Source organism: Kribbella sp. NPDC031520 (assembly GCF_055580825.1).
Window position 1 is genome coordinate 48,372 of record NZ_JBVIKS010000005.1, and the last position, 19,531, is coordinate 67,902.

The following is a 19,531-nucleotide window of genomic DNA, read 5'->3' on the forward strand; positions in this document are numbered from 1 at the left end:
CCCAGTAGTACAGGACGAGCGGTGATCTATGAGCGATCGCCTCATCGCAGGATCGACGCTTGGCCTTGGTGCTGCGCCTCACGTACACGGCGCCGTCGGGAGCTGTGAACTGTCCGCGCTCCATCGCGTTGAGTTGTCCCGTAGCCAAGTCGACCCGCATGCAACCGATGATGGCAGCTCAGCGGATGCCCTCGTTCTGTGGTGGGTGGCGGTCCAGAAGAAGGTCTAGGGCGCGGGTGAGAACCCGGGAGCGGGGGCCGTCGTCGGTGGTGAGGGACGGGGCGCCGATGGCGAGGCAGAAGGCGAGGAGGCTGCGGGCTTCGACCTCGTCGGGATCGGGGCAGAAGGTGCCGAACATCTCGCGGAGCAGGTCCATGCGTCGGTTGTCCACGCGGTTCAGGCGCTGGGCGACGGCGTCGTCGCGACGGGCCCAGTCACGGATGGCCAGGTCGATGGGGCGGAGACGATCGTCGGAGAAGGTGAGTATGCCGGCGCGGCTGATCTTGGTGCGGGGATCTCCGCCCTCACGCTCGACGCGGGCGATCACCTCGTCGACGGCCTCGCGTTCCCAGGTGTCCAGCATCGCAGTGAGCAGCGCGTCGCGGTCGGCGAAGTAGCCGTAGAAGCCGCCCTTGGTGACGCCGAGCTTCTTGGCCAGGACCTCGACACGCACAGCGTCCGGGCCACCGGCCGCCAGGGCGACCAGCCCCTCCTCGACCCAGCGGTCACGTGGTGTACGTCTCGCGCCCACGCTGCACCTTTCGTCTATACGTCACCGTATAACCTAGGCTAACCTGCTGGTTATACGCCACCGTATACTCGACGGGGGTTTGGCCGTGAATATCGTCGACCGGGCTGTCGGAGCCCAGGCGATCCCCGAGGCCGTGCGAGCGTTGTGCTCGCTGCCCGGCCTCGACTACGCCGACCTGTTCACCCTGACCACGGATGCGCAAGCGACGCCGGAGTGCTGGGCCCGAACGATGTTCGGCAACGTCCCGAGCGCCGCCGAGGTCCTGATCTGGCGCGGACTGCTCGGCCTGCGCCTGGCCCGGGGGCCGTCGCCGGACACCGTCGGCGGCTGGCTCCTCGCCGGCCGTGGCGAGGACTGGATCCGGCTGGAGGCCGCGTCCTGGTGGCTCTCCGGCAACCTCCTGGTGCGGACAGGCACAGGACAGGTGTCGTTAGGCACCTTCCTGCACTACGAGCGGCGCCTGGGTCAGACCGCATGGCCACCGCTGTCCGCCCTCCACCGCCATCTGGTCCCCGGAGTACTCCGCGCCGCCGCAGACCGGGTGGCTGCGAAAGAACCAGGCCAACCATCGATAGAGGTCACCCCATGACGATGCTCACGCTCACCATCGACCGCGGCTACAGCCACAGCTGACCGCGCGGCGAGCCCCACGCTGTCTCTTGAGGCCGCCAAATTGCGGGCGCGTCCAGGTTGGGACCCGCAGACTGGAGCCGTGGAGATTGGGGCGGGTGGTGAAGGGCGGAGGTGGTCGTGGGCTGCATCGGGGGCCGAGGCCGATGCGCGCCGTCGCGATGCGGACGAGTTGGTTGGGGAGTCCGTTCGGGCGGTTCGCTACTACATGCTTGATTACCGTCGGGACGAACTCCATCCCGGCGTGATCGGCGACGGACCTCGCGTCATTGACGGCGCGGCCGAGTGGATCGAGCCGACGTGGCTCTGCGACGGGTTCGATGCGGTTGACTACGGACTCGAGATCACGACCGAGGCCGGTGCGACGTTCTCTCTCACCTGGGATCCTCCGGGTGAGCGCGAGGGGATCGGCTTGCAGCGCATACCGATGCTCGGGAGTGGCGTCAGGAGCGACGCGGATGTGGCGATCTGGGATGTCGGCGAGCGCAGCGCCAGTTGGGCGCCGATGGTCGGCAAGCGAGTTGCCGGCGTCGACCTGCATTACGTCCCGTGGGACGAGGCGACTGGAAGCCTTTGGTGCCCACGCATCACCTTCTACAGCGAGGACGCCCGCGTAGAGGTCATCATGGGCGATTCCCGAGACTGTGTTTTGGAACCGTCGGCGGACAACGTTGCAGTGCTCCATCCCGGCGCATCACTACCCGAGTGGGTCAGCTGAAATGTTCAGACTCCCCGTTTCGGCGGGCGGTTCCTCGGTGGAGCGCCAGGTGGGCGCCCAGCAAGCCGGCGGTGGCGACCGTTGCGTTGGCGGCTGCGGCGAGTTTCGTGGCTCGGGGGTGGTTACCGCGTAGCCGGGCGATGAGGGACGCGGCGAACAGGAAGGTTGCGGTGTCCATGCCTACTGCGTGGACTGCGCCGATTCGGCGTTCTTCGCCGGACAGTTCGGACCAGTCGGCGGCGCCGGACAGGGCTGTTGGTAGCGAGGCCAGCAGGCCGAAGGTAGCCAGGAGGGCTGCGCCGCGGCGGGAGTCGCGCCCTCCGGTCAGGTCCAGGAGGGTGGTGGCCAGCCAACAGCCGGTGGTGATGTCGGTGAGGGAGGGGTGTACGGAGTGGCCTAGTACGTCGGTGTGTAGCGGCGTGCTGCGTACTCGTTCGATGAGGGGGCCGTACAGGAGTTCCTGCGCGCGGGCGAGTTGCTCCGCCAGGGTGCTTTTGCCGACTGCTCGGAGCGCGCGTTGCGGCAAGGAATTCGATGCCACGCTCCGAAGATACGCCACAATCCCCTTAAGGATCGGTGGTTCGGGGAAAGGACACGGGGATGAGCGACGGGCACGAGACCACAGGGGTTTCGGTGGAGCTGTTGGCCTCGCTTGATCTGGGGGCGGAGATTCCGGGGATGGAGGGGCGCCGGCTGCGGATGCGGATGGTGACGATCGAGCCGGGTGGGGTGTTCGGGCCGCTGCACGATCACGTGGGCCGGCCAGGGACGGTGTACGTGTTGAAGGGGACGATCACGGATCACCGGGACGGGAAGACCACCGAGTACGGGCCGGGGCTCGGGTGGCCGGAGGACAAGAACACGTTGCACTGGCTGGAGAACCGCGGGACGGTACCGGCGGTGGAGATCTCGGTGGATGTGGTCCAGGGCGATTAGCCGAACGCCCAGCTCACCTGCAGCGGGAACTCGGCCCGCCAGAACGGGTCGCCGTGGTTGCCGGGGCGTTCGGTGAGCACGACGTCCGCGTCGGCGGCTTTCAGGGCGTCGGCCCAGCGGGCGGCGTTCTCCATGAACCACGGCTCCTCGGTGCCCGCGACGAGGTACGTGCGGGGCAGTCGCTCCGGCAGTTCCGCGGGAGGTTGGTACCCGCCGCCGGGTGACGCGGCGAGGACCGAGCCGTAGACGTCCGGGTGCCGCATGCCCAACGCGAGGGCGAGTTCCGCGCCGGCGGAGACGCCACACACGGCGGTACGTTCGGGCGGCAGCGCGACGCCGAATCGCGTACGTACCCAGTCGCGTACTTCGTCGACGAAGAACGTCTCGTGGGCGGCGAACTGCGCCGGCTCGAAGGACGGCGAGTACTCGCGGATCCGTACCATCTCGTCCGTGGCGTTCGTCCGGTGGACGCCCACGACCATCGTCGGTGGTACGTCGGCCTGCTCGAGGTCCGGGCCCCACGTCGAGATCAGTTGCCCGTCGCCGGCGTACACGACTGCCTCCGGTGGCGAGGACGGTACGTAGACGGCAACCTGCCGGCCACCGTCGTACGGGAAGGTCTCGGTGATCAGGTCGTCCATTGAACTCTCCGTCGGGTGGGCGGTTCCGGCTGGCAGACTTGCGGGCATGGCCGATCAGAGTGCGTTCGACTTCAGTGGCTACCAGGCGGCCGCGGCACGAACCGCGGGCCTCGTCGCCACCGATCACCCGATTGTGTACCCCACTTTGGGTCTCGTGAACGAAGCGGGCGAGGTCGCGGGGAAGGTGAAGAAGATCTTCCGTGACCGGCAGGGCGTGATCACCGACGCGGATCGCGAGGCGCTGACGCTGGAGTTGGGCGACGTGCTCTGGTATTTGTCCGAACTGTCCACCAGGCTCGGCATCCGCCTCGAGGACGTGGCCGAACGCAACCTCGCCAAAATCGCCGACCGAGCCAACCGCGGAGTACTCAGCGGCGACGGCGACGACCGCTAAACCCTGAAGAAATCCGCCGCAGTCTGCACCTTCGACCCCCGCTCCTTCCAGAACGCCTCATCGTCGGCGACGTATTTGCCGTCGCCGAGCCGGCCGTCGAGCTGCTCGCGAAGCACGTCCGCATGACCTGCATGCTGATGTACGCGGTCGACTCGTCCGGTGTGGCGCCGAGCGGTGCCGAGGTAGCCGTACTCCAGGCCGGCCAGGTGTTTCACCAGGCCGAGCAGGTTCGTCCCGGTTGGGGTCAGTGGGCGGCGTTGGTCGAAGTCTGACAGGTCGTCCAACTTACTGAGCATCGTCGAGCGGGCTGCTCGTAGTGCTTGCAGCAGTTCCGCCTTCACCGTCTACTCCCCCGTGGTGCCGTCGATTGCTTCGCGGAGGAGGTCGGCGTGGCCGGTGTGGCGGGCGTACTCCTCGATGACGTGCTCGAGGATGAAGCGGATGTCGGTGTCGCCGAACTGCGGGCTCGGTTCGGTCCGGTCGAGGTCGGTGGTGCCGCGCGCGAACAGCTCCCGCGAAGTCTGACATGCTGTCAAATAGTCCGTGTAGACGTCGTACGCCGGCGTCGGGTCGGAGTCGTCGTACCACTCGTCTCCGGACGCGGTCTCGTACGTCCGGTACGACGCGAACCGCGGCGGCGTACCGGTCAGCCGCAGGTGCAACCAGTACCGCTCGACTCCCTGCAGGTGCCGCAGGAGGCCGAGCAGCGACAACTCCGTCGACGGGATCGGCCGCTGCCGCAACTGCGCGTCCGTGAGCCCCGAGCATTTCCACAGGAAGGTCGCGCGGTGGTAGTCGAGGTTCGAGGCGATCACGTCGAGCCAAGAGCCGGTCAGCACGCGCTCCGGCCGTACGACGTTCCCGATCACGATGTCGTTCATACAGAGTCCTTCTCGTCGGAGTATCCACTCCTACCGATGCGCGAGCCGCCCGTGGATCGACACACCCTCAATGCTCGATCAGACCGCCGACAGTCACCGGCGATACGTGACCGGTGCGCGGCCACTGCTGTGCGAGTGCGATCCCGATGTCGACGAGCGCCGCCTGGCGAAGCGTCGGCACCTCCTCGAACGGCGTCCGCACCGACTCGGCCGTCTCCCCGTTCGGCTCGGGGCGGGTCGTGCCGGCGGTGCTCCGCACGGCGTAGAACACGCTGAGGTTCTGGTGCTCCCCGCGCCCTCGACGACGCCGTACGGCGGCCGGCATCACCCGCGAGTCCACACCGAGAAGCTCCTCCACGACAGACTCGTACCCGGTCTCCTCCGCCACCTCCCGCGTCACCGCGTCGTACGGGTCCTCGTTCTGCTCGACCCCTCCGCCCGGAAGCGTCCACCAACTGCCGTCGCCATGCAGCGAGACGTACCGCGCCAGCAGCACCCGCCCGCCGTCGACACACACCGCATAAGCACCCACCCGCTGACTCATCCGGACCCTAACCGCCCTCAGATGCAGAAGGGGTGGCCGGCGGGGTCGGCGTACACGTGGTGATGCGGGCCGTCGGTCTGCAACGCCGCGGCCCCGACGGTGACGGCATGCGCGCGTGCTTCGTCGACGTCATCGGTGAACAGGTCGAGATGAACCTGCTGCGGGTACGCCGGATCCGGCCACCGGGGCGCCGCCGCATCGGACCGCTGGAACGCCAGCTGCGGCGTACCTGCCAGAACGACCCGGTCGGGAGTGTCGAGCTCGCGGTCCGGCAGGTCCAGGAGGGCGCTGTAGAACGCAGCCAGGTCGCGCGGCTCCGGACAGTCGACGACGATCCGGACGATGCGCGCCCGGTCCGTCGCCTCCTCGTAGAAGCAGAACGGATGCTCGATCGGATCGGCGTACACGTGCCAGCCTCGCCGATCGTCAAGCAGCTCCGCCCCGAGCTCCATCGCCCGCTCCCCGGCCGACGCGAGATCCGGTACGGCGATATCCATGTGCATCTGCTGTGGATAGGCGGGATCCGGCCACCGCGGCGGATGGTAGTCGATCGGCCCGTCTCCGAACCCCAACATCGGCCGGCCGTCCCCCGCGACCAGGAACCAGTCCTCCCGTACGATCCGCATCCCCAGCAACCCCGCATAGAACTCGGCCACCGGCCGAGCCCCGGCCTGGTAGCTCTCCGGCGAGTCTCCCGGACACGCGTACACCACGTTCTGGATCTCGAGAGCCGCCATTCGACCTCCTAGGTCAGGTCTGGGATCTTTCCCGCTCCCACGTAGTCGCGGAAGAGTTCGATCTTGCCGTCCTGGATCCGGAAGACCTGGATGCAGGGGACCTCGAAGGGCTCGCCGGTGCTGGTGTGGCGGGCCTTCGTGACGAGTTCGAGGACGACTACGTCGGGGTCGTTGGTCTGGTGGAGTTGGACGGTTTGCAGGTCGAGGATCTCGATCGGGCGGTCCTTGGTCGCGAGGGAGAACTCGCGGATCGCCTCGCGGCCCTCCAGTCGGGTGGGCAGGCCGGTGACGGCAAACGGGAGTTCGATGACGCCGTCTTCGGCGAACAGATCGGCGAACGATTCGAAGTCGCGGGCGATCAGGTGCCGGCGGCGGAGTTCGAGGACTTCGGCGGGTGTGAGCATGAGCGGAAACCTTTCGTTCAACGTACGTAGAATGATTCAACGAGCGTAGAACGAGACTGCGGCAAAGGTCAACAGGCGTAGAATGAACGAGGTGAGTGAGCCCACGCCCCGGTCGTCGCGGGCACAGCAGCGGATCGACACGCAGGACCGGATCCTGGCCGCGGCGCGGCAGTTGTTCGCGGAAGCCGGGTACGACCGGACCACGATCCGCGCGATCGCAACCGCGGCGCAGGTGGATGCCGGGCTGGTGATGCACTACTTCGGCAGCAAGGAGAAGCTGTTCGCGCTGTCGACGCGTACGGATACCCCGCTGGTCACCGGCGACACGCCCGAAGAGGTCGCTGACCAGTTGCTCGGGATCCTGCGGCAGTCGCTGATCGAGGAGCCGATCGGTTCGCTGGCCGCGCTGCGGTCGATGCTCACCCATCCCGACGCGGCGGCCGAGGTCGGCAACGCGCATGCCGAACGCGTCAAGGTGAGCAAGGCGATCCCGGGTGTCGACGGCAACCTCCGGGCCGCGGTACTGAGCGCGATCCTGATCGGGGTGGTGCTCGGCCGGCACTTGGTGAAGCTCGAGGAGCTGGCCGACGCCGATCCGGACGAGATCGTCGAGCTGCTCCGCCCGGTCGTTCGCTCGCTGACCAAGGCCGAGGAATAGCACTGCCGGACCAGGGGTTGCCGCGAGTATGAGCCTTGAGTTCGGAGTGATTCTGCCGACGTCGACGCCGGATCCGGAGCGGCCCATCCTCGGCGATGTGCGAGACAGCGCACGGTACGCCGAGGACGTCGGGTTGGACTCGGTCTGGTCGACGGATCACCTGGTCGCGAGTGCGCCGCTGCTTGAGAGTTCCGTCGTGCTCGCGACGGCCGCAGCGGTGACCGAGCGGATCACCGTCGGGTACAACGTGATGCTGCTGGCGTTGCGGCCGGTCGCGTGGGCGGCGAAGCAGATCAGCTCACTGCAGTACGTCTCGAACAACCGCGTCGTACTCGGAGTCGGTACGGGAAACCCGGCGCACGGTGATGCCGGGTGGCGGGCGGCCGGGGTGGAGTACGCCGACCGCGGACGGCTGACCGACGAGGCTCTCGCCGTACTGCCCGGGCTGATCGCGGGCGCGGACCCGGACGTCAAGATCTCACCGAGCGCGAAGGTACCGCCGATCTTCGTGGCCGGCGGCGGAGCGCGGGCGCACCGGCGGGCCGCGAAGTACGCCGACGGGTGGGCGACGATCGCGCTGCCGCCGGACGAGGTGCGCGCGAACCTGGACCGGATCAATGAACTTGCCGACGGCAAGCAGTTGAAGGCGACCGTGGTCGCGCCGCAACTCACCGATGATCCGCTCGCACAACTCGCCGCCTACGAGGCGGCCGGCGCCGAGCGCATCATCCTTCCGCCGACCGGCGACTGGCGCCACGACTTCGACAAGGCGGCCGAGCTCCGGGCTCGCTACCACGCCTGAAGTGGGCTGCTGAAAGTCCATCCGATTGGACCTGCGTCGCGCGGGGCGGACGCCGAATACTGAGGTTGTACGGCGACCTGAGGATGTGGACATGTACGTGCCGGCGCATTTTGCGGGTGATCAGCAGGCGGTTCAGGAGCTGCTGGCGAAGCACGGGGCCGCGGATCTGGTGACGATGACGGCGGACGGGTTGCTGGCGACCATGCTGCCGTTCGTCTACGACCACGAGCGGAACGTGCTGCTCGGACATTTGGCGCGGAACAACAACCAGTGGCAGCAGCAGGTGATCGGGGACGCATTGGTGATCATGCGCGGGCCGGACGCGTACGTCTCTCCCGCCTGGTACGCGTCCAAGCAGGAGCACGGGCGCGTCGTACCAACCTGGAACTACATCACCGCGCACGTGTACGGGACGATGTCCGTGTACGACGATCCCGCCTGGGTGGAGGGCGTCGTACGACGGTTGTCCGAGCTGCACGAATCCGGTCGGCCGGAGCCGTGGTCGGTCGACGATGCGCCGGCGAAGTACGTCAGCGGGCAGCTCCGGGCGATCGTCGGGGTGGAGATCGCGATCAACCGGATCGAGGCGAAGTTCAAGCTCAGCCAGAACCGCCCGGCGGCCGACATCGACGGCGTGATCGACGGCCTCCACCAGGACGACAAGGATCAGCTGGCCGCGGCCGTCGCCGACCACCGGCCTTGAGCGGCGCCGCCGACGGTTCGCAGTACGGCCGCGTCGCGGGCTTGCTCGACCGGGCAGGTGAGGATGGCCGGTCGAGTACGACGAGGTCGGCCAGCTTGCCCGGTTCGATCGAGCCGAGGCGTCGCCGCGCCCGTGATCGACCCCAGCACAAACCTGCGCAACCACCTCAACGCCGCACTGCGTGCCGGACGTGGTGGTCTACAACGCCCCGGATCGGTGAGCGTGCCGTCAGGCGCCCGGTGGCGTGGATCCACGAACTTGTCAGCCGAGAGTGGGATGACAACACGCGGAGCCGAGATCAAAATGTTGTTTTAACGGGCCGGGGTGCGGTTCCGGTGCCCGGTACGCTGCGTTGCCGTAGACCAATTCGAGCCAGGGTCAGGTGACGGGTGGCTGACGAACTAGACGATGTCATCGAGCAGGCACGCCAGAAACTGGTGGAGATCGCGCGCACGATGATGCGGTACATGGACAACAGGTCGCCCAGCGACCGCCGGTTCTTCCGTGGCGTGGTCGAGCGGTTGGCGCCGGAAGTGCAGCGCATGATCGACCGGGGCCACAGCACCCCCGAGATCTCGAGTACGCTCGGCGCCTTTCTGAGGCCTGGCTGGGAAGGCAACCTGACCAAGGCCATTGAGATCGTCAACAAGGACCACCCGGTGTTCCAGGACCCCGCGGTACAGCAGGCGACCCGCGAGTACGCCGCCCTGCAGCCGCGGTTCCTGCAGAGCCTGAGCCAGATCACGACCGAGCTGAACGAACTCGGCGAACCCGGAATGGCCGCAGAGGTCCAGCGCCGGACTCAAGAGGCCATCGCCCGGAACGACGCTGCCGCTCCGAACGGACGGCCGACCCCGCCGCCGACCCGCGCGCCGGGAGTTGCTGCACAGCCGCCGCAGCCCCAAGCTCCTGGCGTCGGCCAGACTCCCGCAGCAGGCCCGACGCGCCAGCCTCAAGCTCCTGGTGTGGGTCAGATCCCCACAGCAGCCCCGACGCCGCCCCAACCTCAGGCCGGCCAGGCCTCCGGTGCGACGCCGGCTCAGGCGCAAGGGACGACGAGGCAGTGGGAGGCCGGGGTGCCTGGGCCGGTCACGTTGAATACGCGGTTGATGAACAGTGCCGGGAAGATCAAGATCACGACCGGCCCGCCCGGCTCCCGCGCTCACATCACGATCAGCTCCGCAGACACCGGCGGTCTTGCCGCGGACGCTGTGACCCGGGCGGCGCTGGGCGTGGAACCCAACGGACAGTTGGTCGCGGCCGCCATGGTCACCGGTGGAGCGACCGCCAGCATGACCGTGCACCGGAACGACGGGACCCACACCGTCACCCGGAGCGTGGCCCAGGCCGGCAGCGGCGGCATTGCCGTCGTCGGGGACGGCGGCGAGATCGACATCAGCCACGACGACGGGAACATCCGGATCGGCAACATCAGCGGGAACAACGTCGTCGCAATCGCCGGCCGTGCGGGGTCGCCGATCCAAGTGAACGCTGTCCTGCCGGAGGGCAGCACGGTCGTCGCTCGCAGCGAGGCCGCGCACATCGAGACGCAGGGCAGCCTCAGGTCGATCGATGCCCGTACTGTCGACGGCGACATCAGCACCGGGCGAGCCGACAGCATCAGGGCGACGTCGGTCTCCGGCAACGTCGCCGTGCACGTGGATCGCCCTTGCACCGTTCGCGCCGACTCGGTCAGCGGGAGCGTCGACGTCACCGCGAGCACCCCCGAGGTCGCCGCACAGACGCACCTAGACACCGCCGGACCCAGCCGGGTCCAGAGGCCCGAAGGAGTCAACAGCACCGCTCCCCAGCCCGGCCGCGCCGCGGACGGAGCACGCGGGAACACGACCGGGCCCATCAGGCCCCGCGAAAACGGTCAGAACCTCGGCAGCTAGCCGAGAAGTCCGCGCTTGAACGCCTCCGCGACAGCGGCGGCGCGGTCCGAGACGTCCAGTTTGGAGTAGACGTTCAGCAGGTGCGTCTTCACCGTCGCCTCGCTGATGAACAGATGGCGCGCCGCCTCGCGGTTGGTGTTGCCGGCGGCAACCAACTTCAGGACCTCGAGTTCTCGTGGGCTGAGGAGTTCCGGAGCGCGTGGTGTGCGGACGTGGTTCATCAACGTGTTCGCCACCGACGGTGCGAGTACCGAATCACCGTTGGCCGCGGACCGTACCGCGCGCAGGAGCTCGTCCCGCGGTGCGTCCTTCAGCAGGTACCCGGTGGCGCCGGCCTCGATGGCGGGTACGACGTACCCGTCGGTGTCGTACGTCGTCAGTACGAGCACCCGTGACCGCACCCCGCGTTCGGCCAGCTCGCTGATCGCGTCCAGCCCGTTCATCCCGGGCATCTGCAGGTCCATCAGGATCACGTCGGGGCGGAGAGCCTCGGCCAGCCGGATCGCCTCGGCCCCGTCGGCCGCCTCGCCGACCACCTCGAACTCGGGCTCGGCCGCGAACATCCCGCTCAGCCCGTCCCGGACGATCGGGTGGTCGTCCGCGATCAGCAACCGGATCATGCGCCCGCTCCCGTCAACGGCACCGTCGCCGAGATCGCCGTACCGAAGCCGGGCTCGGACTCGATCTCCAGCGTCCCGTTCAGCGCCTCGACCCGCTGGCGCATCGCGATCAGTCCGTACCCACCGGCCTCCGAGGACGGCCTGCGCTGCGCCGGATCGAACCCGGCGCCGTCGTCCCGGACGTCGAGGGCGACCGTCTTCTCCATGTACGACAGCGTGACGCCCACCCGGGTCGCCTGTGCATATTTCGCCACGTTCGCCAACGCCTCCTGAGTCGCGCGGAGCAGGGTCGACTCGGTCTCGGGCGTCAGCACCCGCGGCGAGCCGGTCGTGGTCAGTTGTACGTCGACACCGTGCAGCGCCGACCATCGCCGTACGACGTCGGCGATCGCGTCGCCCAGCGTCGCGGACTGCAGCGGCTGCGGGCGCAACGCGTGTACCGAACGGCGGGCTTCGGTGAGGCTCTCGCGGGCGAGGCCGATCGCGTTGGTCACGTACCGCCGCCAGTCGTCGGCGGTCTCGGCGGCCTGCAGCTGGGCGACGATTCCGGTCAGCCCCTGCGCCAGGGTGTCGTGGATCTCGCGCGCCATCCGCTGCCGCTCGTCGACGACGCCGGCCTCCCGCGCCTGGGTGACCAGCTGCTCGTGCAATACCGCGTTCTCCGCGAGGGTGTCCTCGAGCCGCCGGTTGGTCTCGGTCAGCGCGTCGACCGCTTCTTGCCGCTGCCGGCTCAGTACGTCGCTGCGCTGGCCGAGCCAGGACGCGAGGCACATGCCGACCACGTTCACCCCGATCACCGCCGTGGTGACGAGCAGACCGAGGATGTCCGTCTTCGGGAGCGCGTACGACTGTGCGTAGCCCGCGACGACGGCGACCGCCCCGACGCCGAGCAGTTCGATCGGCCAGGGCAGCAGGATGAAGGTGTAGAAGTACCCGGCCGGGGTGAGGAAGCCGAACCAAGGGTCCCGGACCACCAGCACGGCCAGCAGCAGGACGAAACCGGCGATGAAGACACTGATCCAGCGGTGGTCGGTGCGCCTGGCCGGCCGGAGCGTGAACATGCCGAGCATCCACAGCCCGGTCAGCGCGCACAGCACCAGGTCGACCGCGAGTGACCCGGGCCGGTCGCGCTTGATCAGGACGGTGACGGCGGTGAGGCATGCGAGGAACACATACGGCGCCACCGTCAGCCGCAGCGGCCAGACCTGTTCACCCATGTCAGTTAGTGAACACCGAGCGGAGGTGCTTGCCGTTCACCATGAGTGTCACGCCGAGGAGCAGCAGTCCGCAGACGGCCTGCTCGGCCTTCAGCCAGAGGGGGAAGGTACCCGGCAGCGCGATGATCGTGACGATCGCGACCAGCATCACGGCTGAGACGATCCGGAGCCGGAGGAAGCCCCGGTGGGATCCCTTGGCCGCACTCCGGGCGAAGAGCAAGGTCAGCAGCGAACTGGCGACCACGATCGTCCCGCGGACCCAGACCGCGGCGTTGACGACGTTCGTGTGGTGGCGCAGGGCGATGATGGCGATCAGGGTCAGCACACTGATCGCGACGTAGCCGGTCACCAGCAGCTGCACGCTCCGCAACGCGGAGGCGCTGCGCGGGTGTCCGACGTTGGCGGGAGTAGTCATCTCGGTGGTCCTTTCGGGGGTGTCTTCCGGCACTACGACTGTCCCGTTCCGGCCCCCTCCGCCACATCGCCTGAGCGGTCCCACCCGCCTCCACCGATCGGTTGATCGGCTTCTCCGCCTGACACACGATCGTTGCCTTAAGCACCTTTCTTGCGTGTCAGTTTGTGCACGGCATGTCACGGACTGTCACGAGCCGGTTGCGGCTGCGTCCAGATGTCCGGACAGCCCTGGCGGCGGCGGGAGCGCTCGGCCGATGGTCGTTTCTGGAAAGCGGGAGTTTCTGGAAGTCGAGAAGGTTCGAGTCAGCCGGTCGACCACGGAGGGCCAGACGCGTGCTCGAGACTTATCGCGGTATCCCACACCTCGTGGACACCTGGCTCGTGCTGACCGGGATGACGCTGCCGATCGCGATCTCGTCGTGGCGCCGCCCGGGAGACCTGGGTCCCCGGCTGGCGGCGTTCTGCCTGCCGGCGGCGTTCGCGCTCGTGATCGCCGCGACCCTCACGCCGACTCCGCTGCGGTACGGCCCGGTCGGGCTGTGCGGCGCCCGGATGGAAGGGTTCGGTGGCCTCAGTTCGGTCCAGGCGCCGCTCAACGTCCTGCTGTTCATCCCGTTCACCGGACTGCTGACGCTGGCGGGCGGGCGCCGGATGGAGGCGATCACGGCCGGGATCGGGTTGTCGGCGGCGATCGAGGCGACCCAGTCGCTGATCCCGTCGCTGGGCCGGACGTGCCAACTGCACGACGTGCTGACGAATTCGCTCGGCTCCGTCTGCGGCGTCGGCCTAGCGGCTGCGGTTCAGACGGTCGTCCACGGCCTGCTGGCGGCGACCCACCCGCGTCGACTGGTCACCGCACCGTACGTCGTCGAGGACGCCGGGCTGCTCGTCATACGCCCGAGGCCGCCGGCGCGGCATCGCCGCGGGACCTTGGTGGCACCGACCCGGCGTAACACGGCTGCGAGATATCACAGAACGGAGACACAGTTATCCGGATAGTTATCCACAGGCTGTGGATAGGACCGTGGATGACCGCGTGACTACTTGGGGATATCCACAGTCACGGACGTACGTCGAGCCCGAGTGCGGTCGCCACGACCATCGCCTGCGTGACGTCGATCCGGGCGTCCTTGAGCGTGACGGTCAATGGATCGAGGGTCGACAGGTCCGATCCGCGCAGGTCGGCGCCGGTGAAGTCGGCCTTCTGCAGGAGCGCGCCGGACAGGTCGAGGTCCCGGAGCACCGCCTTCTGCGCCCGTACGCCGCTCAGGTCCGCCTCGCGCAGCTTCACCCCGTTGAACTCCGCGCCCTTCAGGTCCGCGCCCGGGAACCCGGTGAACGACCAGTCGCCGCCGGACACCTTCATCAGGCTGTACGTGCAGTCGTCGAAGAAGCTGCCGACGAACTTGCACCGGTTCAACGTGGTATCGAACAGCGAGCACCGGACGAACGTGCAGTTCACGAACGCGGCGTCGACGTGCGTCGACGCGTTGAACCGGACCCCGCGGAACGTGCACTCCTCGAACACTCCGCCGCGGTTGTCCACCTCGGTCAGGTCCGAGTCGACGAACAGCACCCGCCGGTACGTCTGCCCGGACGGGTCGGCGTCGTCCCATTCCCGGATCGTCGACTCGGTCGGCACTGCAGGACGCCCGTCCACTCGATCAGCCATGCGCCCACACTGTCACGTCACCCGGACAAGTTGTGATGCTAAGGCAGGAGAACGGTAGGCCGACCGACAAATACGGACCGCACGATGGAGGGGTGACCGGAACCGAGAGGGTGATGGTGTTCGGCGCCGGAGGTTTCCTCGGCGCCAGGATCTGTACGCTGCTCGCCGATCGGGGGATCGAGTACCGCGGGCTGAGCCGGACCCGGAGCGAACCGTACCGGCAGTGTGACCTGACCGCGATGCACCCGTACGCGCTCGACACCCAGATCGGGATGTACAAGCCGACCGTGGTCGTCAACGCGGTCGGCGCGACGCTCGGTGAGCCGGCCGAACTGGTCCGCGCGAACGTGATCGCGGTCGAGGCCCTGCTCGCGTCGGTCCGCGACCACGCCGGTCACGCCCGCTTCGTCCAGCTCGGTTCTGCCGCCGAGTACGGCGGCGCGCCGCACGGCACGAGCCTGGCCGAGGACGCCGCGCCCCGGCCGCTCGGCCCGTACGGGATCACCAAACTGGCCGGTGCCGAGCTCGTCCTCCGGGCGCAGCGGGCCGGCGCGGACGCCGTCGTACTGCGGATCTTCGACGTGATCGGACCGGGTGCTCCCCACACCACGCTGACCGGCCGGGTGATCCGGGATCTGCGCTCGCGGAAACTGATCGAGGTCGGGTCGCTGGATGTCTGGCGCGACTTCGTCGACGTCCGCGACGTGGCCGAGGCAGTCCTCGCGGTCGCACTCGCGGACGGGAGCCTGCCGCCGGTACTGAACGTCGGCACCGGACGCGCGACGCTCGCGCGGGACGTCGCCGGGCAGTTGTTCGAGCTCAGCGGTCAGCCGGCCACGATCGTGGACGACGCCGAACAGGAGACCGCGCTCGGCGCACCGTGGCAGCAGGCCGACACCACGCTGATCGGCGAGACCCTCGGCTGGTCCCCCAAGATCGCCCTCGACCAGTCGCTTGCCGACAGCTGGGCAGAATTGCCCTGTGGAAATCCGAGCCCTCAGTGAGGCCGCGCCGGACCGCCGGCCGCCCGCCGTCAACGAGGACCTGATCCTCACCGGCCCCGGCTTCGCCGTCGTCCTCGACGGCGCGAGCGCACCCCGGGTCCCGGTGGACTCCGGCTGCCGGCACACGGTCGCCTGGCTGGTCATGCAGTTGGCGACCCGGCTCGCGACCCCGCTGCTCGGCCACTCGTCCGCGTCACTGTCCGAGGTCCTCGCCGACGCGATCGCGGCCGTCCGCGACTCGCACGCCGGAACCTGCGACGTCAGCAACCCCGACAGTCCCTCGTCCACCGTCTCGATGGTCCGCCTGCATCCGGATCACGTCGAACACCTGGTCCTCGCGGACTCGCCCGTCGTCGTGCGTTCACCCGACGGCCGGATCACCGTCCACAGCGACGACCGGATCGACCTGCTCCCCGAGCGGACCCTCGAGACCGTACGCCGGCTGCGCAACCAACCCGGTGGCTTCTGGGTGGCGAGCACCGAGCCCGGCGCGGCGTACGAAGCGATTGCCGGTACGACGGACCGCGCGGACGTCGACGCGATCGCCCTCCTCACCGACGGCGCGTCGCGCTACGCCGAACGCTACGGACACTCGTGGGACGAGCTGCTCGACGTCCTCATCACCGACGGTCCACGAGAACTGATCGCCCGGGTGCGGACGCACGACGCCGCATCGACCACCAGCGGCAAGCGGTACGACGATGCGAGCGTCGTACTACTTCAACGTCCGTAGGTCGGGAAGCCCGGCCGCCGTACGTACTGCGGAGGCTTTGGCTGGTCCTCAACCGGCGGCGGGGTCAGCCTGACCTGCTGCCAGCCACCGACCTGCAGCATCAGCAGCGCCATCGCGACCCCCGCGACGGCCAGCAGTACGGTCGCAACCGTGAACCCGATGTCGACCCCGAGCGCGACCCGGACCATGAAGTCCTGCAGGTCGTAGATGTCGACGTACGGGCTGTCCGGGTCCGAGCTGTCCGAGATCTGCACGAGGCGGACGATCCAGGCGATGAACCCGATCGTGGCGACCGATCCGCCGCCGACGAGGATCACCCAGAACGCGGTCCAGCTGCCCCACCACCCGTACAGCAGCGCCCGGATCCGCGCGGACCGGGCCGCGCCGGGCTGCGTGACCGGCTCGCTGGCGCGGACGACGTCCTCGACGACCTGGAACGGGTACCAGAACTGCGCGATCGGGCAGAACCAGGATCCGACCGCCCAGCCCGCTGAGCGCCGGTGCAGGCGCTGCGGCGGGGCGATCGGTTGCGGGGCGAAGGGTGAGTACAGGAAGTCGACGTTCTCGCGGGCTCGCCACAGCCAGACCAGGAACGCGATCGCGGTCCCGATCAGCAGGTAGTTGACCAGGTTCAGGAACGGCCCGGCGCCGGCGATCGACGCGATGCCGCGCTCGAGCTCGTCGTCGGAGAGCAGCCCGTACACGAGGCGCTTGACCTCGTCGTACGACCGCCAGAGCAGCACGCACTGGATCACCGCGGCGACCACAGTCAGACCCATCAGCACGATGCTGACGATCGAGACCACCCGCAACGGCCGGAACTGCGGCGGCACCGGTCGGTACGGCAGTTGCTGGAACGGGCCCTGATACGGCGCCGGCTGATACGGCCCAGGTCCTTGGTACGGCCCCGGATAAGGCTGCGTCACCTTCCACCTCCCCCGGCCCAAGTTAACCGCAAAGCCGTCTCAGACCGCGGCGAACGCCTCCCGTACGGCGGGCAGCGCCAGCTCCCGGTCCTTCGGGGACAGACCGATCCGGGTCCGCCGGTCGAGTACGTCGTCCTCGGTCAGCGCGCCCTCGTGCCGGACGGCGAACCGCAGCTCGGCCTGCGTCGTCCGCAGCCCGGGCGCGATCGGCTCGAGCAACTCGGGCGGACCGTCGATCACCTGCGGCGCCTCGACGCCGTACCGCTGCACGAACCGGGCCGGTGCGCGGACGGCCGCGAGCTTGACGCGATCGGCCGCGCCGACGAGGGGGATCCGGTGCGTCTCACAACCCCGCCGTACGTCGAGACTCGACCGCGCAAGGGCCGTGTCGAGAGCGTCCTGGGCCATCCGGCGGTACGTGGTGAGCTTGCCGCCGACGATCGTGACCACGCCGTCGTTGCTGGTGAGGACCGCGTGCCGGCGGGAGATGTCGGCGGTGCCGTTGTGGTGCCCTGTGTCGAGCAGCGGGCGGAGGCCGGCGTACGTACCGATGAGGTCGGCGCGGGTCACCGGCTGCTGGACGGCGGCGTTGATCGTGTCGAGCAGGAAGTCGATCTCGGCCTCGGTCGCCTGCGGTACGTCGCTCACCGGTCCGGGCGCGTCCTCGTCGGTGAGGCCGACGTACACCCGGTCGTCGGGGGCCGGAATCGCCATCACCACCCGGCGCAGCTCGCCCGGGACCGGCACGGTGAGGACGGCGGACAGCCCGCCGAAGACCGACTGCGGCAGGACCAGGTGGGTGCCGCGGCTCGGGCGGAGCTTGATGCCGGAGGCAACTTGATCGGCCCAGATCCCGGTCGCGTTGATCACGATCCGCGCGTCCACGGTGAGCTTGTGGCCGGTGAGCTGGTCGACCAGGACCGCGCCGCGCCCAGTGACCTCAGTACCGGCGACATGGGTCAGGATGCGGGCGCCGTACTGCGCTGCGGTCCGGGCGATCGCGACCACCAGGCGGGCGTCGTCGTACAACTGCCCGTCCCAGGTGAGGAAGCCCCCGCGCATCCCCTCGGGACGCAGCGTCGGGGCGTAGCGCAGGAGCTCGGCCGAGGACACCCGCCGGGAGTGCGGGAGGTAGTCGTCGCTGGTCCGCGCGAACGTCCGCAGTACGTCGCCGCCGAGGAACGCGGACCGGAGCAGCGCGGCCTGCGCGAACCTTGCCTGCGGCAACCAGGGGGCGATCTGCGGGATCGGGTGGACCAGGTGTGGCGCGGTCGTCTTCATCAGGATGCCGCGCTCGACGGCACTCTCGTACGCGATCCCGATGTGGCCGGACGCGAGGTACCGCAGGCCGCCGTGGACGAGCTTCGAACTCCAGCGGCTGGTGCCGAACGCGAGGTCGTGCTTCTCCACCAGGGCAACGCTCAGACCACGGGCGGCCGCGTCCAGCGCGACGCCGGCGCCGGTGACACCACCGCCGATCACGAGCACGTCGACCGCCTTGAGCTCGTGCAGCTCCCGGGCCCGCCGGGCCGCGTTCAAGCTCGCGTTGCCGATAGAGATCATGGCATCAAGTACCTCGTCAGCATCTCGCGGAGCTCCTCGTCGAGCTTCGTGTACTCGTCCTTCCCGGCCATCACCGGACCGGACACCGCGGAGGCCAGCGACACCAGGATGATCTGCCGGGCCAGCCACACGGGGTCGCCGGCGCGGATCGAGCCGTCGGCCTGGCCCTGGCGGAGACCTTCCTCGACGAGCGCCAGGTGGGCGACGGTGCTGCTGCCGCGGCGCTCCAGCAGGTACGGCGTGAGGAACTCGGGGTCGAGCTCGATGATCTTCCGCATCAACGGGTGCACGCGGGTCTTCGCGACCACCTCGACGACACCCTCGACCAGGCGGGCGCGGCCGTCCGCGGCGTCCGGCTGGAACGCGGACACGAGCGCGATCGTCCACTCGCGCGTCATCAGGGCGGCGACCACGGCCTGCACGTTCGGCCAGCGCCGGTACAAGGTCGCCCGGGAGACCTCGGCGTGCCGGGCGATGTCGGCCATCGTCATCCGGCGCATCCCGATCGCGAGCAGCAGCTCGTACGCCGCGTCCAGGATCCGCTCCTCGCCGATCGCGTTCGCCGGGGTGGGACGGGAGCTGGTCTCTTGATCCGATTCGCTGCTACGCTGAGACATCACATGCCGAAGTGTATCAGCGACTTCGGCATCCCGGAACTGTCCAGGGGAGGTGGGAGCCAGGGGGTTCC

At 68.7% G+C, this 19,531-nt stretch carries 26 protein-coding genes; 11 read left to right on the forward strand and 15 right to left on the reverse strand.

The genetic code is table 11. The features are described 5' to 3' along the window. Positions 1-178: 178 nt before the first annotated feature. Positions 179-751 (reverse strand): TetR/AcrR family transcriptional regulator, encoded by a 573-nt coding sequence (locus ACZ5BU_RS25420; protein WP_465702763.1) that lies wholly within the window; start codon positions 749-751, stop codon positions 179-181. Positions 752-836: 85 nt separating this feature from the next. On the opposite strand from ACZ5BU_RS25420, the gene ACZ5BU_RS25425 reads away from it, so the two are divergent. Continuing rightward, positions 837-1,340, forward strand: a complete 504-nt coding sequence (locus ACZ5BU_RS25425; protein WP_465702765.1) for a hypothetical protein — start codon at positions 837-839, stop codon at positions 1,338-1,340. A gap of 123 nt (positions 1,341-1,463) precedes the next feature. After that, positions 1,464-2,099, forward strand: a complete 636-nt coding sequence (locus ACZ5BU_RS25430) for a hypothetical protein (protein WP_465702767.1) — start codon at positions 1,464-1,466, stop codon at positions 2,097-2,099. Here the strand turns inward: ACZ5BU_RS25430 and ACZ5BU_RS25435 are convergent. Continuing rightward, positions 2,092-2,640, reverse strand: coding sequence for a DUF2231 domain-containing protein (locus tag ACZ5BU_RS25435; protein ID WP_465702769.1), 549 nt, complete (start codon positions 2,638-2,640; stop codon positions 2,092-2,094). The two genes, ACZ5BU_RS25430 and ACZ5BU_RS25435, sit on opposite strands and share 8 nt — an antisense overlap. A gap of 59 nt (positions 2,641-2,699) precedes the next feature. On the opposite strand from ACZ5BU_RS25435, the gene ACZ5BU_RS25440 reads away from it, so the two are divergent. Beyond that, entirely contained in the window at positions 2,700-3,035 is a 336-nt protein-coding gene (locus tag ACZ5BU_RS25440) for a cupin domain-containing protein (protein ID WP_465702771.1), read from the forward strand. On the opposite strand, the gene ACZ5BU_RS25445 is transcribed toward ACZ5BU_RS25440, so the two are convergent. Further along, entirely contained in the window at positions 3,032-3,676 is a 645-nt protein-coding gene (locus ACZ5BU_RS25445; RefSeq protein WP_465702772.1) for an alpha/beta hydrolase, read from the reverse strand. The two genes, ACZ5BU_RS25440 and ACZ5BU_RS25445, sit on opposite strands and share 4 nt — an antisense overlap. Before the next feature lie 46 nt (positions 3,677-3,722). Between ACZ5BU_RS25445 and ACZ5BU_RS25450 the strand changes: the two genes are divergently transcribed. Next, positions 3,723-4,070 carry a nucleoside triphosphate pyrophosphohydrolase family protein gene (locus ACZ5BU_RS25450; RefSeq protein WP_465702774.1) on the forward strand — a complete coding sequence of 116 codons (348 nt, stop codon included), beginning with the start codon at positions 3,723-3,725 and terminating at the stop codon, positions 4,068-4,070. Here ACZ5BU_RS25450 and ACZ5BU_RS25455 read toward each other — a convergent pair. The 5 genes from ACZ5BU_RS25455 to ACZ5BU_RS25475 all read right to left on the reverse strand — a co-directional run bounded on the left by ACZ5BU_RS25455 (position 4,067) and on the right by ACZ5BU_RS25475 (position 6,636). Next, the gene (locus ACZ5BU_RS25455; RefSeq protein WP_465702776.1) at positions 4,067-4,411 is read right to left on the reverse strand and encodes a mycothiol transferase; all 345 of its coding nucleotides are present in this window, start codon (positions 4,409-4,411) and stop codon (positions 4,067-4,069) included. The genes ACZ5BU_RS25450 and ACZ5BU_RS25455 overlap by 4 nt on opposite strands. 3 nt (positions 4,412-4,414) lie before the next feature. Beyond that, positions 4,415-4,951 (reverse strand): mycothiol transferase, encoded by a 537-nt coding sequence (locus ACZ5BU_RS25460; RefSeq protein ID WP_465702778.1) that lies wholly within the window; start codon positions 4,949-4,951, stop codon positions 4,415-4,417. A 67-nt stretch (positions 4,952-5,018) separates the two neighbouring features. After that, positions 5,019-5,495, reverse strand: coding sequence for an NUDIX hydrolase (locus tag ACZ5BU_RS25465; protein ID WP_465702780.1), 477 nt, complete (start codon positions 5,493-5,495; stop codon positions 5,019-5,021). A gap of 17 nt (positions 5,496-5,512) precedes the next feature. Then, positions 5,513-6,232, reverse strand: coding sequence for a VOC family protein (locus ACZ5BU_RS25470; RefSeq protein WP_465702782.1), 720 nt, complete (start codon positions 6,230-6,232; stop codon positions 5,513-5,515). Between the two features lie 8 nt (positions 6,233-6,240). Further along, complete coding sequence (locus ACZ5BU_RS25475; protein ID WP_465702784.1) at positions 6,241-6,636, reverse strand: nuclear transport factor 2 family protein; 396 nt, start codon at positions 6,634-6,636, stop codon at positions 6,241-6,243. Between the two features lie 91 nt (positions 6,637-6,727). On the opposite strand from ACZ5BU_RS25475, the gene ACZ5BU_RS25480 reads away from it, so the two are divergent. The 4 genes from ACZ5BU_RS25480 to ACZ5BU_RS25495 all read left to right on the forward strand — a co-directional run bounded on the left by ACZ5BU_RS25480 (position 6,728) and on the right by ACZ5BU_RS25495 (position 10,694). Then, a complete protein-coding gene (locus ACZ5BU_RS25480) occupies positions 6,728-7,294 on the forward strand; it encodes a TetR/AcrR family transcriptional regulator (protein WP_465702786.1) in 567 nt (188 codons plus the stop codon). Between the two features lie 28 nt (positions 7,295-7,322). Further along, positions 7,323-8,096 carry an LLM class flavin-dependent oxidoreductase gene (locus tag ACZ5BU_RS25485; RefSeq protein ID WP_465702788.1) on the forward strand — a complete coding sequence of 258 codons (774 nt, stop codon included), beginning with the start codon at positions 7,323-7,325 and terminating at the stop codon, positions 8,094-8,096. Between the two features lie 91 nt (positions 8,097-8,187). Continuing rightward, positions 8,188-8,799 (forward strand): FMN-binding negative transcriptional regulator, encoded by a 612-nt coding sequence (locus ACZ5BU_RS25490; RefSeq protein ID WP_465702790.1) that lies wholly within the window; start codon positions 8,188-8,190, stop codon positions 8,797-8,799. Positions 8,800-9,188: 389 nt separating this feature from the next. Further along, positions 9,189-10,694, forward strand: coding sequence for a DUF4097 family beta strand repeat-containing protein (locus ACZ5BU_RS25495; RefSeq protein WP_465702792.1), 1,506 nt, complete (start codon positions 9,189-9,191; stop codon positions 10,692-10,694). Here the strand turns inward: ACZ5BU_RS25495 and ACZ5BU_RS25500 are convergent. Genes ACZ5BU_RS25500 through ACZ5BU_RS25510 form a run of 3 tightly spaced genes read right to left on the reverse strand, consistent with a single transcriptional unit; the run spans position 10,691 to position 12,946 of the window. Further along, positions 10,691-11,314 (reverse strand): response regulator, encoded by a 624-nt coding sequence (locus tag ACZ5BU_RS25500; RefSeq protein ID WP_465702794.1) that lies wholly within the window; start codon positions 11,312-11,314, stop codon positions 10,691-10,693. The two genes, ACZ5BU_RS25495 and ACZ5BU_RS25500, sit on opposite strands and share 4 nt — an antisense overlap. Further along, entirely contained in the window at positions 11,311-12,531 is a 1,221-nt protein-coding gene (locus ACZ5BU_RS25505) for a sensor histidine kinase (RefSeq protein WP_465702796.1), read from the reverse strand. The genes ACZ5BU_RS25500 and ACZ5BU_RS25505 overlap by 4 nt, the downstream gene beginning before the upstream one ends. A gap of 1 nt (position 12,532) precedes the next feature. Further along, entirely contained in the window at positions 12,533-12,946 is a 414-nt protein-coding gene (locus ACZ5BU_RS25510) for a hypothetical protein (protein ID WP_465702798.1), read from the reverse strand. Positions 12,947-13,278: 332 nt separating this feature from the next. Here ACZ5BU_RS25510 and ACZ5BU_RS25515 point away from each other — a divergent pair, with 332 nt between their 5' ends. Continuing rightward, positions 13,279-13,944 carry a VanZ family protein gene (locus ACZ5BU_RS25515; RefSeq protein WP_465702800.1) on the forward strand — a complete coding sequence of 222 codons (666 nt, stop codon included), beginning with the start codon at positions 13,279-13,281 and terminating at the stop codon, positions 13,942-13,944. 61 nt (positions 13,945-14,005) lie between these two features. Here the strand turns inward: ACZ5BU_RS25515 and ACZ5BU_RS25520 are convergent, their stop codons facing one another. Beyond that, the gene (locus tag ACZ5BU_RS25520; RefSeq protein ID WP_465702802.1) at positions 14,006-14,617 is read right to left on the reverse strand and encodes a pentapeptide repeat-containing protein; all 612 of its coding nucleotides are present in this window, start codon (positions 14,615-14,617) and stop codon (positions 14,006-14,008) included. 92 nt (positions 14,618-14,709) lie between these two features. On the opposite strand from ACZ5BU_RS25520, the gene ACZ5BU_RS25525 reads away from it, so the two are divergent. Continuing rightward, positions 14,710-15,621 (forward strand): NAD-dependent epimerase/dehydratase family protein, encoded by a 912-nt coding sequence (locus tag ACZ5BU_RS25525; RefSeq protein WP_465702803.1) that lies wholly within the window; start codon positions 14,710-14,712, stop codon positions 15,619-15,621. Further along, on the forward strand, positions 15,599-16,354 hold the full coding sequence (locus tag ACZ5BU_RS25530) for a protein phosphatase 2C domain-containing protein (RefSeq protein ID WP_465702805.1): 756 nt from the start codon (positions 15,599-15,601) through the stop codon (positions 16,352-16,354). Before ACZ5BU_RS25525 ends, ACZ5BU_RS25530 begins: the two co-directional genes overlap by 23 nt. Here ACZ5BU_RS25530 and ACZ5BU_RS25535 read toward each other — a convergent pair. Genes ACZ5BU_RS25535 through ACZ5BU_RS25545 form a run of 3 tightly spaced genes read right to left on the reverse strand, consistent with a single transcriptional unit; the run spans position 16,342 to position 19,460 of the window. Then, positions 16,342-17,280, reverse strand: coding sequence for a DUF4328 domain-containing protein (locus ACZ5BU_RS25535; protein ID WP_465702807.1), 939 nt, complete (start codon positions 17,278-17,280; stop codon positions 16,342-16,344). The two genes, ACZ5BU_RS25530 and ACZ5BU_RS25535, sit on opposite strands and share 13 nt — an antisense overlap. Positions 17,281-17,319: 39 nt before the next feature. Then, positions 17,320-18,843: a glycerol-3-phosphate dehydrogenase/oxidase gene (locus ACZ5BU_RS25540; protein WP_465702809.1), complete on the reverse strand. Its 1,524-nt coding sequence runs from the start codon at positions 18,841-18,843 to the stop codon at positions 17,320-17,322. Beyond that, positions 18,840-19,460, reverse strand: coding sequence for a TetR/AcrR family transcriptional regulator (locus tag ACZ5BU_RS25545; RefSeq protein ID WP_465702811.1), 621 nt, complete (start codon positions 19,458-19,460; stop codon positions 18,840-18,842). The genes ACZ5BU_RS25540 and ACZ5BU_RS25545 overlap by 4 nt, the downstream gene beginning before the upstream one ends. Positions 19,461-19,531 lie beyond the last annotated feature (71 nt).

Excerpts from the sequence above, each read along its gene's own strand:
- ACZ5BU_RS25510 (WP_465702798.1), bottom strand. The coding sequence starts at position 12,946 with ATGACTACTCCCGCCAACGTCGGACACCCGCGCAGCGCCTCCGCGTTG.
- ACZ5BU_RS25505 (WP_465702796.1), bottom strand. The coding sequence starts at position 12,531 with ATGGGTGAACAGGTCTGGCCGCTGCGGCTGACGGTGGCGCCGTATGTG.
- ACZ5BU_RS25475 (WP_465702784.1), bottom strand. The coding sequence starts at position 6,636 with ATGCTCACACCCGCCGAAGTCCTCGAACTCCGCCGCCGGCACCTGATC.
- ACZ5BU_RS25500 (WP_465702794.1), bottom strand. The coding sequence starts at position 11,314 with ATGATCCGGTTGCTGATCGCGGACGACCACCCGATCGTCCGGGACGGG.
- ACZ5BU_RS25520 (WP_465702802.1), bottom strand. The coding sequence starts at position 14,617 with ATGGCTGATCGAGTGGACGGGCGTCCTGCAGTGCCGACCGAGTCGACG.
- ACZ5BU_RS25540 (WP_465702809.1), bottom strand. The coding sequence starts at position 18,843 with ATGATCTCTATCGGCAACGCGAGCTTGAACGCGGCCCGGCGGGCCCGG.
- ACZ5BU_RS25470 (WP_465702782.1), bottom strand. The coding sequence starts at position 6,232 with ATGGCGGCTCTCGAGATCCAGAACGTGGTGTACGCGTGTCCGGGAGAC.
- ACZ5BU_RS25450 (WP_465702774.1), top strand. The coding sequence starts at position 3,723 with ATGGCCGATCAGAGTGCGTTCGACTTCAGTGGCTACCAGGCGGCCGCG.
- ACZ5BU_RS25545 (WP_465702811.1), bottom strand. The coding sequence starts at position 19,460 with ATGTCTCAGCGTAGCAGCGAATCGGATCAAGAGACCAGCTCCCGTCCC.
- ACZ5BU_RS25445 (WP_465702772.1), bottom strand. The coding sequence starts at position 3,676 with ATGGACGACCTGATCACCGAGACCTTCCCGTACGACGGTGGCCGGCAG.
- ACZ5BU_RS25490 (WP_465702790.1), top strand. The coding sequence starts at position 8,188 with ATGTACGTGCCGGCGCATTTTGCGGGTGATCAGCAGGCGGTTCAGGAG.
- ACZ5BU_RS25440 (WP_465702771.1), top strand. The coding sequence starts at position 2,700 with ATGAGCGACGGGCACGAGACCACAGGGGTTTCGGTGGAGCTGTTGGCC.
- ACZ5BU_RS25485 (WP_465702788.1), top strand. The coding sequence starts at position 7,323 with ATGAGCCTTGAGTTCGGAGTGATTCTGCCGACGTCGACGCCGGATCCG.
- ACZ5BU_RS25460 (WP_465702778.1), bottom strand. The coding sequence starts at position 4,951 with ATGAACGACATCGTGATCGGGAACGTCGTACGGCCGGAGCGCGTGCTG.
- ACZ5BU_RS25465 (WP_465702780.1), bottom strand. The coding sequence starts at position 5,495 with ATGAGTCAGCGGGTGGGTGCTTATGCGGTGTGTGTCGACGGCGGGCGG.